Consider the following 15121-nt stretch of genomic DNA (forward strand, 5'->3'; position numbering starts at 1 on the left):
TCATAGGCAGCCTCCGGCGTTAGTTATCAGCCACTAAAAAGTAGCCTGGATGCCGCCCGTGAAGGTGCGTACGTTGGGGTAAGCGCTGTTGTCGACGCCGCGGCCAAAGTAGCCGGTGCCTATGATTTCGGGGTCGTAGCCGCTGTATTTCGTGAAGGTCACGAGGTTACGGCCCGTTACGTACACCCGCAGCGAAGCAATGGCCGGGGCCCAGCCCAAGGTATTCTTACCGAAGGTGTAGCCTAGCTGCACGTTCTTGAGGCGCAAATAGGAGCCGCTTTCCAGCCAGCGCGTGGTGTTATAAAGCGCGTTTTGCGAAGCCGCCTGCGCCAGGTTGGGGTCGGCACTGCCACCCTGCAGGGCCCGCGGCACCGAGTTCGAGTGGTTGTCGGTCGTCCAGGGCTGCACGTTTACTTCGTAGTTGGTCGGGCCGTTGTAGCTCTCTAGGGCCACCTTGGCATTGTTAAAAATCTGGTTGCCATGCACGCCCTGCCCAAAAATCGAGAGGTCGAAGCCCTTGTAGCCCAGGCTCAGGTTGAGGCCGTACTGGAGGGTGGGGAAGGCCGAGCCGGTGTGCACGCGGTCGTTGGTGTCGATTTTACCATCCCCGTTGGTGTCGGTGTACTTCACGTCGCCGGCCGAGGCGTAGGGCTGAATTACCGTGCCGCTGGCCGATTTGTAGTTGGCTACCTCATCCTGCGATTGGAAGATGCCAGCCATCGGAATCAGGAAAAACTGGCCTAGGCTGGTGCCCACGCTGGTGCTAGTTACGCCCTGCGCGTCTACCAGGGTCTGGCCCTCGTTGGGCAGCGCCGTCACGCGGTTGCGCAGCGTCGTGATGTTGCCGTTGATGCTATACGTGAAGCCGCCCTTCACATTCTGGTAGCCCAGCGCCAGTTCCAGGCCGCGGTTTTCAATGTTGCCCGCGTTTTGGAACACCGTGCCAAAGCTGCCCGTGTAGATGGGCACTACCACCGGGGCCAGCGCCTTGCGCGTTTCCGAGATGTAGTAGTCGGCCGTGAAGGTCAGGTGGTTATCGAGTATCGACAAGTCCAGGCCGGCATCCTTGGTGCGGCGCTCTTCCCACTGCAAGTCGGGGCTGGCGAGTACCGTTTGCGAGCGGCCGTTAGTAATAACTTGCCCATTGCCCAGCACGTAGTTCACGTTCTGGTTAATGTTAGGCGTAGGCAGGTAGCCGCCGTAGTAATCGCCCGTCAGCTGGTCGTTGCCGATGATGCCGTAGCTAGCGCGCAGTTTCAGATTGTTCACTACCGGCAGGGCATTCTTGAAGAAGTCTTCCTCACTGATGCGATAGCCGAGCGAAGCCGCCCCAAAGTTGCCGAAGCGGTTCTTCTCAATAAAGCGTGAGGAGCCGTCGCGGCGGAAGCTGCCGCTCACCAAGTAGCGGTTCTTGTAGTCGTAGGTAGCCTGTGAGAAGTACGAGCGGTTGGTAATCACGCCCTCCGTGCCCTGTACCACGCCCACCGTCTGGCCGGCGCTCAGCTGGAAGTAATACTGCGGGGTAGGCGTAAAGCCCTGGGTTTGGGCAGTGGTCTGGTGGTAGTCATAATACCGCTCCGAATAGCCCGCCAGCACGTTAACGTGGTGGTCGCCAAAGGTTTTGTTGAAATTCAACGTATTCTCCGCCATCAGGAACACGTCATACCCTTGGTATTCGGAAAGGTAAGAGGCGGGAATAGTGGTGTTCTGGCGCAGGATGCCGAGCTTTTGCGCATCGGAGTTGCTGTACATGTGGCCGTCCATGGCCAGGTTCAGGCGGTAGGTCAGGAAGTCAAAAATCGAGTAGTCGAAGGTCATGTTGCCCGCCAACCGGTTGTCTGACTGCGTGCGGCGCAGTAGCTGCTGCGCCCCGATAGGATTGGTAGCGAAGGTGTTCTGCGTGGTCGAGCCCGTGCCGTAGCCCCCTAAGTTGGCGGGGTCGTAGACCGGCACGCTGGGCAGTATGGTAAGCACGTCGATGAAGGGGGCCCCATTCAGCAGCGTGGTGTTGATGTGCGTGAGCTGGGCATTTTCCTGAAAGCGGAAACGACCTTTGGTCATGCCCGAGTTTAGGCGCAGGCTATAGCGCTTAAAATCCGGGCCTTTCACAATACCCTCTTGGTGGAAATACTCACCTGAAATCAGGTAGTTGCTGCCCACGTTTTCGCCGCTGGTGCCGCCCGAAAAGCTGACGTTGTAATCTTCTACCTTGCCGGTCTGGAAAAACTCCTTTTGCCAGTCGGTATCCACGTTGGGGTTGAAAGCGCCCCCCGGCCCCTTTACCGCGCCCGCTAGGCTGTTCTGGCCCGCGGCGAGCGGGTTGATGCCCGCGTTGGCGTAGGCCTGCACCGCGCGGTCGGCCCACTGGCTGGCGTTGGTGAGCTGGTAGCGTTTAGATACCCGGTCGAAGCCCATGTAGGCATTGAGGCCAATGGTAGGCGTGCCGGATTTGCCCTTTTTAGTGGTAATTTGAATGACGCCATTAGCTCCGCGAGCACCATAAATAGCCGTTGAAGAGGCATCCTTCAGCACGTTGAGCGTGGCGATATCATTGGGATTTAGGTCACGAATGTTATCCGTCCACAACCCGTCAATGACGTATAGCGGGGCGCTGCTGCTATTGCCAGCGCTCCCCGCTCCCCGAATTATCACTACCGGCGCTTCGCCTGGCCCGCCCGAGCCCGTCACCTGCACCCCGGCTACCTGCCCCTGAATGGCTTGCGTGATGGTGGGTACCGGCTGTTTGGTGCTCTCCTTCACATCTACCGATGCTACTGCGCTGCTCACGTTCTGGCGGTCCTGGGCCAAATAACCCACCACCACCACATCGCTGAGCGACTTGGCATCCGGCGCCAGGGCCACGTCTACCGTGGCGCGGCCGCCCACAGCCACTTCCTGGCTGGCGTAGCCCACAAAGGAGAAAACCAGCGTAGCCCCATCAGGCGCCTGGATGGTATAGCGCCCGTCCACATCGGTCTGGGTGCCGACCGTGGTGCCCTTCACGATGACGTTAACGCCCGGTAGGCCCGCGCCTTTTTCATCGACGATGCGGCCGCTTACGGGGCCCGCTACTGGCGCTAGGTGGCTACTGCTGGTAGTGGCCAGCGGAGAAGCCAGGATGGGCTGCAGCGAGAGGCAGCCGAGAGCGACTGGCACAGCAAGCCGCCGCAGCTTCGGTATAGACTTTCTCATAAAGAGAGGGTTGGGTGGGGTAAAGTGGAGATATAACTTGTACTTTACACAATCGATTGTGTAAGATATTCTAAAAAAACCCGTAGCCGCGATAAATCAAATTGGAGGCTTTGATTTTAAAAATACGCGGGCTACGCGGGTAGTTGTAGCTAATATCTTGACAATATTAGCGAAGATTAAGCGATACTAAAATAGTTTTTTGGTGAAAAAAATATTTTAGTTCGAGCAGGTGAAGTAAGTACCTATTACTTAAAGCTAACAACGGACTGTGGCACGCTTTGTTAAGCTATTAACATTAACGATTGTGTAAGTTGGACTGTGCGCTAGCTTTTCAATAGGCGGTACTACCTGCTGAAGTTGAGCAGTTTTAGTGAAGTGTGCGCTGGTACTACGAGTTGCCACAATGACCAAGGCCTAGCCTCCCAGACGTGTTGCTGGGAAGCTATGCCTTGGTCATTGCAGTATGCGCGTCGCACGCGGGATACCCTAGGGTAGTAGCGAAGTACTAATAGAGTTGTAAGCCGCTGTTGAGGAAGCGCGCAAAGTTGGCAGGCTCGTAGTCGGCGCCCTGGGCGGGGGCCAGCTGCTTGCCCCCCTGGCCCAGCAGCACGTAGTAGGGCTGGGAGTTGGCGCTAAAGCGACTGGCTTGCATGTCGCTCCACTTGTTGCCGATGGTTTTGATTGTCTTGCCGCTGTAGGTTGATACGCGTTGCTCGGCCGCCGGCAGCTCGGTCTTATCATCCACGTAGAGCTGAATCAGTACGTACTTGTCCCGGAGGAGGGGCAGCACTTGCTTATCGGGCCACACGTTGGCTTCCATCTTGCGGCAGTTCACGCAAGCGTGGCCGGTGAAGTCGATGAGCACCGGTTTGCCCACTTTCTGCGCGTAGGCCATGCCCTCGTCGTAATCGAAGAACGCCTTGAGCCCTAGGGGCGCGTGAAACAGCTCGGCGTACTTACGTGGGGTAGCATCAGCGGCGGTGGGAGCCACTGCGGTGCCGCTGCCCCCGAGTAGGCTAGGAGTATAAAGGTCAAAGTCTTGCGTATCCTGCGGAGGTAGGAAAGCCGAAACGGCCTTGAGGGGCGCGCCCCACAGGCCCGGCACTAGGTAGAGCGTGAAGGCCAGGGTGATGATGGCCAAAAACAAGCGCGGCAACGTGACAAACGGCATCTCGCTGTCGTGCGAAAAGCGCAGCTTACCGAGCAGATACAGGCCCATGAGGCCAAAAATAACGACCCACAGCACCAGGAATATTTCGCGGTCGAACCACTCCCAGTGGTAGGCTAGGTCCACGTTGGACAGGAATTTTAGGGCCAGCGCCAGCTCCAAAAAGCCAAGGGTCACTTTCACCGAATTGAGCCAGCCACCCGATTTTGGCAAGGAAGACAACCAGCCCGGAAAGAGCGAAAACAGCGTGAACGGTAGGGCCAGCGCCAGCGCAAACCCAAACATGCCCACGGCCGGCCCCAGCAGCTGGCCCATGCTGGCCGCCTGCACCAGCAAGGTGCCAATGATGGGCCCCGTGCACGAAAATGACACTAGCGAAAGCGTCGCCGCCATGAAGAAGATACCGAGCAAGCCGCCTTCATCGGCCTTGGCATCCATCTTATTGGCCCACGAAGTAGGCAGCATAATTTCGAAAGCTCCCAGGAAAGAAGCCCCGAATACGACCAGCATCAGGAAGAAGAAGAAGTTGAACAACCCGTTGGTAGACAAGTCATTCAAGGCATCGGCGCCGAACAAAACGGTGATGAGCAAGCCCAGCGCCACGTAGATGACGATGATGCTCAGGCCGTAGATAAAGGCGTTGCGAATACCCCGCGCCCGGGTGCCCGAGCGCTTGGTGAAGAAGCTCACCGTCATGGGGAGCAGCGGGAAGATGCACGGCATGATGATGGCCGCAAAGCCGCCCGCCAAGCCCGCTAAGAACGTTACCCACAGCGAGGTGTCGGCGGGTGCGGGCTTGGGCTTGGCGGGTGCCACCGTGGTAGCGGCTGCGCTGCTCTCGGTAGGGGCGGCGGGGCTAGCGGTAGGGGGGGCCTGAGTGGCCGGTTGCTGCGCCGCCGCTGCCGCCGCTGGGGCTGCCGGTGCGGGCGCCTCCATAGGTGTGAAGTCGATATCGGCGGTCGATATGGTGTCCTGCGCCAGGGCCGGCAGCCCGCTTAGCAGCCCTAGGGTCAGCCAGCAGGCCAGGAGCCAGGCTGCGTGGTTGCGCCAAAAGCCGAATGCCCCAAAGGGGTTACTAATTTTCATTGCGGCGCTTACTTAACGGGGATGCTGAACGTGACTTCGTCGGGTGGCAGGCACTTCTCATCGTTGCAGGCCATAAACTCCAGGTTGCCTTTCACCGTGACTGGGCCTTTGCCGGTCAGCTTCACTTTCTGCTGAAAAATAACCGAGTTGGCGAAGTAGCTCACTTCCATACCAAACGTTTTTTCGAGGCGCGTAATGGGCTTCGGCTCTTGCGTAGTGCCCACTAGCGAGTAGGCTTTGGAAGGGTCAAACTTGACGGTCGTTTTCACGGGGCCACCGTCCTTTACATTCTGCGAATACACGTGCCAGCCCGCATCGATGGTGGCCTTAATGAGCACTACGGCTTCGGTGGGGCTGGTTTTCTTGGCAGCGTAGCTCCAGTGAACCGGGGCCAGAATCTGGGCGTGGGCCTGGGTGGCACCCAGCAGGGCAAAGGCTGCCAATGCAATTTTTTTCATGTTAAGTACTAGGTACTGCGCGTACCCGCTAGCGTATGGTAAGGAGAACAGCGGCTCGTGGCGGAGCCAGAAAAAGAAGCCGCTTGCCGGTAAAGTTAGTTTCTGCAGCGAGGGTAAACGCTAGCTGACGTGCCCGCGGGCAGCCAGTCAAGCTGTTGCGTCGGCTGGCTGGCCAGTCATTTCGGAGCAGTGGGTAGCTGCTCAAGAACGGTTTGCTCCGACGAATACCCACTGCTGGGCCTAGTTGTTTTGACAATTTCTATGCCACCGGTTTATTGCTGCTAGCTAGCGCTAACGCCTAGGGCGCGCGTGCGCTTGCCCGCTGCCGCCCGAGTAAGCGCACCGCGCTCATTGCGCCCACGTGCTGGTAGGTGAGCTACCACGCGGGGGCATAGGCAAAAAGCCGTTGGGCAACGCATAGCGCAGCCCAACGGCTCTTAGGAATGTAGGGGTAGGGGCTCGGTTACGGACCAGGGGCTCGGTTACGGACCCTAGAATGTTAAAAGCGCAGTATAGAGTAGTAGCCTCGACTAATCTAGCGCCACCATCGCCTTGATAACCCCGGTGGCGGGGTTCAGCCACTGCGCAAATTTATCTTTTACTTCGCCGAAGCCCGTGCGGTGCGTGATGTAGGTAGTGGGTTTCACCAGGCCTTGCTTCATGGAGCTGATAACGTGCTCGAAGTCGGCGCGGGTGGCGTTGCGGCTGCTCAGCAGCGTGGCCTCGCGCTTGTGAAACTCAGGGTGCGAAAAGCTGATATCGTCTTTTTGCAAGCCTACCAGCACGAAGCGCCCGCCGTGAGCCAGGTAGCCAAACGCGTTGGTAATGGCCTGGAGGCTGCCCGTGGCATCAATAACGACGGTGGGCATATCGCCGCCCGTAATGGCCGCCAACTGCGCCGCCACGTCGGGTGCCAGCGCATGGATGGTGTGCGCCACGCCTAGGTTACCGCGACAAAATGCTAAGCGCTGCTCGTTGATATCCAAGGCGATAACCTGCGCACCCGCGATGCGCGTAAACTCCATCACTCCTAGGCCGATGGGGCCGGCGCCCACCACCAGCACCCACTCGCCGGGCTGCACGTCGGCCCGGCGCACGCCGTGCGCCCCAATAGCCAGCGGCTCGACCAAGGCCAGCTCGTCGTAGCTTAGCCCTTCGCCGTGCACCAGCAGCCGGGCGGGCACGGCCAGCAGCTCGGCCATGCCGCCATCGACGTGCACGCCGCACACCTGCATCTGCACGCAGCAGTTGGGCTTGCCCGCGCGGCAGGCCACGCAGTGCCCGCAGTTGTAATACGGGATGAACGCGACCGCCTCGCCCACGGCAAAGCCCGCGGCGCCGCCCGGGTCTACCAGTTCGCCGGCCAGCTCGTGGCCCAGCACCCTAGGGTAGCTGAAAAACGGCTGCGTGCCCTCAAAGGCGTGCAAATCGGTGCCGCAAATGCCAATGCGCCGGATGCGCAGCAGCGCTTGCCCCTCGGTCGGGGTAGGGGTGGGCCGGGTTTCGTAAGCAAAGTGGCCGGGCTCGGTGCAGACTAGGGTATTCAAGTCAATTATCAGTGAGCGGTTAGCGTAGTATCGATAACTGATAACTGAAAATCAGGCATTCGCCAGAGCGCGGTCGAGGTGCACGTAGCCGCCATCGACGTGCAGAATCTGGCCGGTGGTATGGCTGCTGCGGGCCGAGAGTAGGAAGGCCGTGGTGTTGGCGATTTCTTCGGCCGTGGTCATGCGGTTTTCCAGCGGAATCTTGCTGGTGATTTCGCGCAGCTTCTCCTCAGGGTTGGGCAGCGTGGCAATCCAAGTTTCGTAGGCGGGCGTCCAGCATTCGGCCACCACCACGGCATTCACCCGGATGCTGTACTTGAGCAATTCTACGGCCCACTCGCGGGTGAGGGCGTTGCGGCCGCCGTTGGCGGCGGCGTAGGCCGAAGTGTTGCCCTGGCCGGTTTCGGCGGTTTTAGACGAGATGTTGACAATGGCGCCCTTGCTCTTGATGAGCTCGGGCAGGGCGTAGTGGGCCATGAGGTAGTAGTGCACCACGTTGCGGTGCAGGCTCTGCATAAAGCCCTCATAATCGCCGTGTTCCAGCCCTACCCCGTCGTTGACGCCGGCATTGTTCACCAGCCCGTCGATGCGGCCAAACTGCGCCACTACGGCCGCCACGGCCTGGGCGCACTCGGCGGGCTCCGACAACTCGGCTACCACCTGCCCGGCACGGCCGCCCGCGGCCACGATGGCCGCCACGGCCTGCTCATTATCGGCCGCTTTGCGGCCCACGATTACTGGTACTGCGCCTTCGCGGGCCAGTACTTGGGCAATGCCTTCGCCGATGCCCTTGGCCCCGCCCGTAACGATGATGACTTTGTCCTGAAGCTGTAAATCCATTTTTCAGTGAGGAATTAACAATAAGCAATGACAATTGCGCATTAAAAACCGCTTTATATAGTAAGCCCGTAGAAACGCGCCGCGTTGCCGCCCCAAAATTGCGCCTGCTCGGCGGCCGACAGCCGGGCGACGTAATCGGCCACCAGCGTGTACATGCGGCCGTAGCCGCCCGCCACGTTGCACACCGGCCAGTCGGAGCCGTAGAGCACGCGTTGCGGCCCGAAGGCGGCAAACACCACGTCGAGGTAGGGCGCAAAATCCTGCGGTTGCCAGTGCTGCCAGTCGGCCTCCGTCACGAGGCCCGACACTTTGCAGCACACGTTGTCGTGCGCCGCCAGCTGCCGGATGTCCTGCCGCCAGTCGTCGATTTCCCGGGCTTTTATGGGTGGCTTGGCGATGTGGTCGACCACAAACGGCTGGTAGGGGAAGTCCCCGGCCAGCTCGGCCGCGTAGCCGAGCTGGTCGGGCAAAATCAGCAAATCGTACGTAAACCCGCGCGCCGCCAGCGCCCCGATGCCGCGCCGAAACGCCGGCTGTAGCATCAGGGCCCGGTCGGCCTCGCCTTGCAGCACGTGCCGGAAGCCTTTGAGCTTCGCAAACTGCTGGTAGTGACCTAGGCGCTCGGCCACGTCGGGGGCCTGCAAATCGACCCAGCCCACTACGCCTTTTATGAAGTCGTGGGTGGCGGCCAGCGCCAGCAGCCAGTCGGTTTCGGCCTCGCTTTGGCTGGCCTGCACCGCCACGCAGCCGTCGAGGCCGTGCTCCTGCAAAAGGGGCTGCAAATCGGCGGGCAAAAAGTCGCGCCGGATGGCCGCCATCTCGAGCGTTATCCAGGCGTCGCGCTCCGGGTCGAACTGCCAGAAGTGCTGGTGGGCATCAATGCGCGGCATACGCTTGCACGACTTGGCGCGAGGTACCTAGGCCGTCGATACCCAATTCCACCACGTCGCCGGGCTTGAGGTAGATGGGCGGCTTGAAGCCCAGGCCCACGCCGGCCGGCGTACCGGTCGAGATGATGTCGCCGGGCAGCAGCGTCATAAACTGGCTGAGGTAGGAAACTAGGAAGGGCACCTTAAAAATGAGGTTGGCCGTGGTGCCGTCCTGCATGATTTGGCCGTTCACGGTCAGCCACAGGCGCAGGTTGTCGAGGTCGCCCAGCTCGTCGGGCGTGGCCAGAAACGGGCCGACCGGTGCGAAGGTGTCGCAGCCCTTTCCCTTGTCCCAAGTGCCGCTGCGCTCGAGCTGAAACTCGCGCTCCGACACGTCGTTGTGCAGCACGTAGCCCGCGATGTAGCTGGCCGCGTCGGCCTCCTCCACGTAGGAAGCGCGCTTGCCAATGACCACCGCCAGCTCCACTTCCCAGTCGGTTTTCACCGAATTTTTGGGGATGATAATGTTATCGTTGGGCCCCACGTAGGCCGTGGTCGATTTCATAAACAGCACCGGCTCGGCCGGGGGCGTGGCGCCGGTTTCCTTGGCGTGGTCGGCGTAGTTGAGGCCGATGCACAGGATTTTGGAGGGGCGCGCCACGGGTGGCCCCAGGCGCTCGCTGTCGGCTACTTTGGGCAGCTGGCCCTCGTGGCTTTGCAAGAAATCGGCCAGCCGAGTTAGGCCGTCGGTGGCGAAAAACTCTTCGGTATAGTCTTGGCCGAATGCCGACACATCGTAGCGCTGGTCGTCAATGATAACGCCGGGTTTTTCCTGGCCGGGCTGGCCGAAACGGATGAGTTTCATTTTTAGAATAGGTAATTTGAGTAATGGGTAATGAGCGTAATCGGTAATGCGAGTAATCGGTAGCGGTTGAGTTTCCTCCTGAGAGCGATTACGCTCATTACCCATTACTCAAATTACGCATTGCGCATTAGGTGTTGAGCTTGATAAAACCGCCGTCGAGTGGGTAGTCGCAGCCCGTGACGAAGCCTGCCTCATCCGAGCAGAGGTAGAGCGCCAAGGCGGCCACCTCGTCGGGCTGGCCCATGCGGCCGATGGGCTGGCTTTTCGAGAGCTTGTCGAAGATTTCGGCCTCGCGGCCGGCGTAGTTTTTGGCGATAAAGCCATCGACGAAGGGCGTGTGCACCCGCGCCGGCGAGATGCTGTTGCAGCGAATGTTACTCCCTAGAAAGTCGCGGGCCACCGAGAGCGTCATGGCGAAGATGGCGCCCTTGCTCATGGAGTAGGCAAAGCGGTCGGTGAGGCCCACGTGCGCCGCGATGCTGGCCATGTTCACGATGGCCCCGCCGCCCTGCGCCTTCATCAGCGGCACGGCCGCAAACAGGCAGTTGTAGGCGCCCTTCACGTTGACCTGATACACGCGCTCGAAGTCGGCCTCGGCGGTCGTTTCCACGTTGCCGACGTGCGCGATGCCCGCGTTGTTGACCAGGATATCGACCCGGCCGATGGCCGCGAACGCAGCGACCACGGCGGCCTGCTGGCTGACATCGGCGGCGTGCACGTGGGCGGTGCCCCCGGCCTGCCGGATTTCGTCGGCCGCGGCCTGGCCGGCTTCGAGGCTGAGCTCAAGAATATGAACCTCGGCGCCCTGGCGGGCAAAAAGGAGGGCGATGGCGCGGCCGATGCCACTGCCGCCACCCGTGATGACGGCGCTTTTTCCGGTTAAACTGAACATAAGGCGAGGGTAAAAGCCGCCGCGCGCGCAAGGCGTTTGGCGCGGGCCGCGGCTACCTAGGAGGCGGAAAGCTACGCAACAGCCCGCGGCCCGCCCGCCTGCTGGCTATGCGCGAGCTAGCAGAAGCTACCGGCGGTGCGGGGGCTTTTGGCCGGGGCGGCCGCGCTACTAAGGGTCACCTAGGTGCCAGCGGGGGCACGGCGCCCCGTTCGCGCCCTACACCAGCCGCCCCTTCACCCGGTAGCCATACAGCCCAAACAGCAGCACCACCACGAAGCAGGCCAGCGGCACCACGTAGCCCGCCTGAATGGCATCGCCTTGTAAATCAATGACCGTGCCCATGAGGTAGGGCATCACGGCCCCGCCCACAATCGACATCACGAGCCACGACGAGCCGGGCTTGGTATCGTCGCCCAGGCCGGCCAGGCCCAGCGAGAAAATGGTGGGAAACATGATGGACATGAAGAAACCCAGCCCGCCCAGCGCGTAAATAACGGAGGCGCCGTTGCCGAGCATCGCCACCCCGCACAGCGCAATGGCCGCCACGGCATACAGCGAAAGCAGCCGCTGCGACGACACGTACTTCAGCAAAGCCGTGCCGATGAAGCGCCCCGCCGTGAACAGCAGCCCGTACAGCCCCAGGTAGTAGCCGGCCGTTTTTTCATCAAAGCCGCCGCCCTGCTTGGCCATCCGAATAAAAAAGCTGGTGACGCACACCTGCGCCCCCACGTAGAAAAACTGCGCCGCCACGGCCCAGGTCAGGTGCCGGTGCCGCAGCACGCTAAAGAAGCCGCCGCCCGCCGAAGGCTCGCTCTCCTCAGCCCGCACCTCGGGCAGCGCCACCAGGTAAAAGAGCAGCGCTACCAGCAGCAGCACCCCGCCCAGCACGATGTAGGGCAGCTTCACGGCCGCCGCCTCGTGTCCTAGGTAGGCCAGCCGCGTGGCGTCGGGCATGGCCGCGAGCTGCGCGGCGCTGTACTCCTGGCCCGATAATATCAGGCGCGTGCCCAGGATGGGGGCGATTATGGCCGAAAGTCCGTTGAAGGCCTGCGCCAAGTTGAGCCGGCCCGTGGCGCCCTCCGGCGCGCCCAGCACGGCGGCGTAGGGGTTGGCCGCCGTTTCGAGGGTGGTGAGGCCGCAGCCGATAATGAACAGGGCCGTCAGAAACAGCGTGTAGGAGCGAGCGCCCGCCGCCGGCACAAACAGAAACGCGCCCGCCGCAAACGCCACCAGCCCAATGATAATGCAGTTTTTGTACCCAAACCGCTTGAGCAGCATGCCGGCCGGAATCGCCATCAGAAAGTAGGCCAGAAACACGGCCGTATCCACCAGCGTCGACTGCCGGTTGTCGAGCTGGCAGGCTTTTTTGAGGTGCGGAATCAGGATGGAATCCAGGTTGTGCGCCATGCCCCAGAGGAAGAACACGCAGGTAACCAGAATGAACGGAAACAGAAGCCGGCTGCTAGTGCTGGGGTCCGCCGCCAGGGTGGCGGTGGGGGTAGTGCGCGGGGGCAATGCCATTGGGCGGGAGAGCTGAGGTTAGATGGTGGGGTAAAAGAACGTCATTTTGCGCATTAAGCAGCGCGAACGCCTTTTGCCCGCTTCGCCGCAATCGACAGTACTTACCCCGCCCCATTCGGCGGGGCCTGGGTACACCAGCTGGTTGTATCGGCCTTTGGCCTCTTCCTGTAGAATAGTAGCGGGGCCTGGCTACTCCTGTTTTGAGCCAAAAATGCGACCTAGGAGTACCGAGTCAGTGAGGCCCGGAAGCACCCGTGCCCCTCTATACCAGCAGCATAGAGGGGCACGGGTGCTTCCGGACTTGCCGCTGCCTACCTTGGAGAAGCAGCAGTCGTTTCCAGGTAATATACAACTTCATCTATAGTCAGCCGGCCCTGCACAAACTGGTTGAGCAGGTGGCGCTGGGCGGGCTCTGTTGTGTAAGCCGTGCCTTGCTTATACGAAATAACGGCTTTGATAAGGCGCTGGCGGCTTTGCTCCGTAACTAAGGAAGAAACGGGCAGCGATTGTTGGGCGGGGAAGGCATAGTTCATAGCATGAAGGTAGAGGATAAAACCAGAACGTCGATACTTATTTCGTACAATTATTTTAAATAAAAGCGAACGCTACCGGCGCTTCATTGAATTTTCACTATTTTCTTCTAATAATTCAATTACACGGTCAATCGTTAGCACGCCTTCAATGTACTGCTGAAGCAGGTTTTTTTCGTAGAGACTGGGGGTTATAGCCGTGGTTTTGGTCCAGGAGATGGCTGCTGCCACGATTCCTCGCCGTTCTTGCTCATTTTTCATGGAATAATTTTATAAGTAGTGAAGACTAGTAAAGTTATGGAAAAATGCTATTGCCACGCCTAAAAAAATGCTGGCTCTGCTTCCATTTTCAGGCCCTGCCATTTTTAGGAAAGAGCTAACCCGCTGCGTAGCGCACGAGCCAAGCAAAACCCGCTCGCTACGAAGACTTTCTACCGAAAACTGTACCAAAAAGCAGCTGCACCGGCTTTGCCTGAGTAGCTGGCTTTGCTAAATAGTTCTATAGCAGCTCTTTCCTTTTTGCGCGGGTTTCCGGGACCTAGTCCGCTGCTGGCCACGGCTTTCGCAACCCGGGAAAATCAGCTGCGGACTAGCGTTCTCGCGGGTCTTGGCCAGCGGCGCGGTGGGCGAGGGAACCTAGGCCGGCCGCGCGGCCAGCAGCGCGCGCGCTGCTTGCCGGCCACTCACGAGCGCCGCCTCAACGGTGCCACCCGCGGGGCCTTCGTAGAGGCCTTCGCCGGCCCAAAACAGGGTGTCGGCCACAGGGGCGGCGAGCGCGGCGCGGGCGGCGGGCGCGCCCACCGTGGGGTAGGAGTAGGCCCCGTAGGCGTGCGCTTCGGCGCCCCAGTTGCGCACGTAGCTGGCGCGGAGCTGGGCTTGCAGCGCGCTCATGGGCGTGTGCAGCAGCTGCGCCAGCGAGGTGAGGGCCAGGTGCAGCAGGGCATCGGCTGAGGCCGTGCGCAGGCGCTGGGCGGCGGGCCCGGCTACCCAGCCCGTGAGCAGGGGGCGGGGGTTGGGTAGCTGGCTCCACCAGGTGGGCACGGGCGCTTCGGACAGCAAAAACTCCAGCTCGGGCAGCTGCGCTTGCCAGAAGGGGGTTTCAAACTCGAGTACGAATTTGATGACTTCGCCAAACCCGAGCTGGGCGGCGGCCGCGCGGTGGGCGGGCAGGTCGGGGCTGAGGCCTAGGTAACCCGGCTGCCCGGCGCGCCGCTGCCACACGCCCAGCGGCACGGTGCACAGCACTTGCCGGGCGCGGTAGGCGGCGCCGGTGGTGGCTAGCACCTCCACTTGGCCCGGCTGCCAACGGATTTCCAGCACCGGCGTGGCGAGGTGCACTATGGCCCCGGCGGCCTGGGCCTGCGCGGCCAGCCAGGCCAGCAGCGGCCCGTAGCCACCCACCGGGCGGGGCGAGTCTTCGGCGCCGCCCGCCAGCCACTCGTCGCGCAGGGCCAGGGCGCTGACGAGCTGGGCATCGGCCGCGTCGTAGCCTTCGGCAAACTGCGTGGTAGTGGCCCGCAGCTCGGCGTGGGCGGGCCCCGCAAACTCGCGGGCCAGGAAGTCAGCCAGGGGCAGGTCTTCCGTCAGCTCGGCGAGCTTGGCCAGCACAAGCGGCAGCTGGGCAAAGAAGTCGGCGTCGGCCCGGGCCTCACCCTCTTGCACTACGTAGGTGCGGCCGGCGGTGTCCTGCCAGCCAATGCCCGCCTCGGCGAGCAGGGCGCGCGTGAGGGGCACTTCGCCGTGCATAAACTCGGCGCCCGCCTCAATGGCCTGCGTGAAGCCCGGCGGCTGCAGCGTGTGCGCGCGGCCCCCTAGGTAGTCGCGGGCCTCGACTAGCAGCACGCGCCGGCCGGCCGCGGCAATGTCGCGCGCCGCCAGCAGCCCGGCCGCGCCCGCCCCGATGATGAGCACGTCGGTATCGAAGGAAGCGGGGCTGGCGGACATAATAAGGGTAGGATTTATTACTGTAAAGAAAAGCCTGCGCAGACGGAGTGCGCCGGCGTCCTAGCCGCTATCACTGGGCCAGCAAGGCCTTGAGTGCTGCCAGTCAGAGGGGTTTCGACGTCAGTAGTTACTAGCGCAAACTTTGTAGTTCGCGTGCCCGCACCGCTCGGGTCCCGTCCAAAAACGTGAATTACAAAGTTTGCGCTACT

At 61.2% G+C, this 15121-nt stretch carries 12 protein-coding genes; all 12 read right to left on the bottom strand.

The annotated features are described in order from the left end of the window. Window positions 1-33: 33 nt before the first annotated feature. Window positions 34-3156, bottom strand: coding sequence for a SusC/RagA family TonB-linked outer membrane protein (locus tag ACFSDX_RS21780; protein WP_382317447.1), 3123 nt, complete (start codon window positions 3154-3156; stop codon window positions 34-36). Between the two features lie 541 nt (window positions 3157-3697). After that, window positions 3698-5446, bottom strand: a complete 1749-nt coding sequence (locus tag ACFSDX_RS21785; RefSeq protein ID WP_382317449.1) for a protein-disulfide reductase DsbD family protein — start codon at window positions 5444-5446, stop codon at window positions 3698-3700. Window positions 5447-5454: 8 nt separating this feature from the next. Further along, window positions 5455-5904, bottom strand: a complete 450-nt coding sequence (locus ACFSDX_RS21790; RefSeq protein ID WP_382317451.1) for a protein-disulfide reductase DsbD domain-containing protein — start codon at window positions 5902-5904, stop codon at window positions 5455-5457. Window positions 5905-6434: 530 nt separating this feature from the next. Further along, window positions 6435-7451, bottom strand: coding sequence for a zinc-binding alcohol dehydrogenase family protein (locus ACFSDX_RS21795; RefSeq protein WP_382317453.1), 1017 nt, complete (start codon window positions 7449-7451; stop codon window positions 6435-6437). A 51-nt stretch (window positions 7452-7502) separates the two neighbouring features. Then, window positions 7503-8291: an L-fucose dehydrogenase gene (locus ACFSDX_RS21800; protein WP_382317455.1), complete on the bottom strand. Its 789-nt coding sequence runs from the start codon at window positions 8289-8291 to the stop codon at window positions 7503-7505. 53 nt (window positions 8292-8344) lie between these two features. Beyond that, window positions 8345-9181, bottom strand: a complete 837-nt coding sequence (locus ACFSDX_RS21805; RefSeq protein WP_382317457.1) for an amidohydrolase family protein — start codon at window positions 9179-9181, stop codon at window positions 8345-8347. Further along, window positions 9168-10025, bottom strand: a complete 858-nt coding sequence (locus ACFSDX_RS21810; protein ID WP_382317459.1) for a fumarylacetoacetate hydrolase family protein — start codon at window positions 10023-10025, stop codon at window positions 9168-9170. The genes ACFSDX_RS21805 and ACFSDX_RS21810 overlap by 14 nt, the downstream gene beginning before the upstream one ends. Window positions 10026-10152: 127 nt before the next feature. Further along, complete coding sequence (locus tag ACFSDX_RS21815; RefSeq protein ID WP_382317461.1) at window positions 10153-10917, bottom strand: SDR family NAD(P)-dependent oxidoreductase; 765 nt, start codon at window positions 10915-10917, stop codon at window positions 10153-10155. 216 nt (window positions 10918-11133) lie between these two features. Beyond that, a complete protein-coding gene (gene fucP / locus ACFSDX_RS21820; protein WP_382317463.1) occupies window positions 11134-12438 on the bottom strand; it encodes an L-fucose:H+ symporter permease in 1305 nt (434 codons plus the stop codon). Between the two features lie 311 nt (window positions 12439-12749). Continuing rightward, window positions 12750-12971, bottom strand: a complete 222-nt coding sequence (locus ACFSDX_RS21825) for a hypothetical protein (RefSeq protein WP_382317465.1) — start codon at window positions 12969-12971, stop codon at window positions 12750-12752. A gap of 72 nt (window positions 12972-13043) precedes the next feature. Next, the gene (locus ACFSDX_RS21830) at window positions 13044-13229 is read right to left on the bottom strand and encodes a hypothetical protein (RefSeq protein WP_382317467.1); all 186 of its coding nucleotides are present in this window, start codon (window positions 13227-13229) and stop codon (window positions 13044-13046) included. A 375-nt stretch (window positions 13230-13604) separates the two neighbouring features. After that, window positions 13605-14912 carry a flavin monoamine oxidase family protein gene (locus ACFSDX_RS21835; protein WP_382317469.1) on the bottom strand — a complete coding sequence of 436 codons (1308 nt, stop codon included), beginning with the start codon at window positions 14910-14912 and terminating at the stop codon, window positions 13605-13607. Window positions 14913-15121 lie beyond the last annotated feature (209 nt).

This window comes from Hymenobacter bucti, from assembly GCF_042681145.1.
Lineage (GTDB): Bacteria > Bacteroidota > Bacteroidia > Cytophagales > Hymenobacteraceae > Hymenobacter > Hymenobacter bucti.

Coding starts and splice junctions, on each gene's coding strand:
- ACFSDX_RS21790 (WP_382317451.1), bottom strand. CDS start 5,904: ATGAAAAAAATTGCATTGGCAGCCTTTGCCCTGCTGGGTGCCACCCAG.
- ACFSDX_RS21825 (WP_382317465.1), bottom strand. CDS start 12,971: ATGAACTATGCCTTCCCCGCCCAACAATCGCTGCCCGTTTCTTCCTTA.
- fucP (WP_382317463.1), bottom strand. CDS start 12,438: ATGGCATTGCCCCCGCGCACTACCCCCACCGCCACCCTGGCGGCGGAC.
- ACFSDX_RS21805 (WP_382317457.1), bottom strand. CDS start 9,181: ATGCCGCGCATTGATGCCCACCAGCACTTCTGGCAGTTCGACCCGGAG.
- ACFSDX_RS21800 (WP_382317455.1), bottom strand. CDS start 8,291: ATGGATTTACAGCTTCAGGACAAAGTCATCATCGTTACGGGCGGGGCC.
- ACFSDX_RS21815 (WP_382317461.1), bottom strand. CDS start 10,917: ATGTTCAGTTTAACCGGAAAAAGCGCCGTCATCACGGGTGGCGGCAGT.
- ACFSDX_RS21835 (WP_382317469.1), bottom strand. CDS start 14,912: ATGTCCGCCAGCCCCGCTTCCTTCGATACCGACGTGCTCATCATCGGG.
- ACFSDX_RS21785 (WP_382317449.1), bottom strand. CDS start 5,446: ATGAAAATTAGTAACCCCTTTGGGGCATTCGGCTTTTGGCGCAACCAC.
- ACFSDX_RS21830 (WP_382317467.1), bottom strand. CDS start 13,229: ATGAAAAATGAGCAAGAACGGCGAGGAATCGTGGCAGCAGCCATCTCC.
- ACFSDX_RS21810 (WP_382317459.1), bottom strand. CDS start 10,025: ATGAAACTCATCCGTTTCGGCCAGCCCGGCCAGGAAAAACCCGGCGTT.